The 808-nt window shown below is 62.4% G+C and carries 2 protein-coding genes; one reads left to right on the top strand and one right to left on the bottom strand.

Features of this window, described 5'->3' with window-relative positions:
* Positions 1 to 587: class I SAM-dependent methyltransferase (locus A5624_RS21450; protein ID WP_066870702.1), on the top strand; the 587-nt coding region annotated here is incomplete at its 5' end.
* Between the two features lie 60 nt (positions 588 to 647).
* Here the strand turns inward: A5624_RS21450 and A5624_RS21445 are convergent.
* On the bottom strand, positions 648 to 808 hold a 161-nt coding region (locus tag A5624_RS21445), incomplete at its 5' end, for a class I SAM-dependent methyltransferase (protein WP_197519004.1).

The raw sequence follows: 808 nt of genomic DNA, 5'->3' as shown, positions 1-808 counted from the left end.
TCGCGCTGAGCCGCAATCAATTTGAGTACAGCAAGAACAAGCTGGCCGGATTGCCGACCAGCCGCAACATCGAGGTGCGGTTGCAGGGCTGGGAAGAGTTCGAGGACAAGGTCGACCGGATCGTCACGATTGGCGCGTTCGAGCACTTCGGCCGGCAGCGCTACGGCCGCTTCTTCAAAATGGCCTACCAGGCGCTGCCGCCCGGCGGAGTGATGTTGCTGCACACCATCGTTCGGCCGTCGTTCAAAGACGCGCGGGCCAAGGGCCTGAAGCTGACCCACGAAATCGTGCAGTTCTCGCAGTTCATCCTGGCCGAGATCTTCCCCGGCGGCTGGCTGCCGACGCCGCAGACCGTCGGCGAGTACGGAGTGACCGCGGGCTTCGACCTGACCCGCGTCCAGTCGCTGCAGCTGCACTACGCCAGGACCTTGGACCTGTGGGCCGAGGCACTCGAGGCCAATCGCGAGCAGGCGATCGCCATCCAGTCCCAGGAGGTCTACGACCGGTACATGAAGTACCTGACCGGCTGCGCGAAGTTGTTCCGTGCGGGCTACACCGACGTCAATCAGTTCACGCTGGAGAAGTAACCGGCCCAGTAAAGCAATCGGCCCCGAACGGTGAACCGTTCGGGGCCGACTTGTCCCGCCCTACTTGACCAACGTGAATTGCCCCACATTGGTGACACCCTTGCGGAAGAAGTTCTCGCAGCCGGTCAGGTACTTCATGTACTTGTCGTAGACCTCTTCGGACTGCAGGGCGACCGCCTTGTCCTTGTTGGCCTCCAGGTTGGCCGCCCAGATGTTGAGGG

Origin of the sequence: Mycobacterium sp. 1482292.6, from assembly GCF_001672995.1 — a bacterium.
GTDB classification, from domain to species: Bacteria; Actinomycetota; Actinomycetes; order Mycobacteriales; family Mycobacteriaceae; genus Mycobacterium; species Mycobacterium europaeum_A.
Note: the sequence above shows the minus strand (reverse complement) of the source record. Positions and strands in the feature narration are given on the sequence as shown.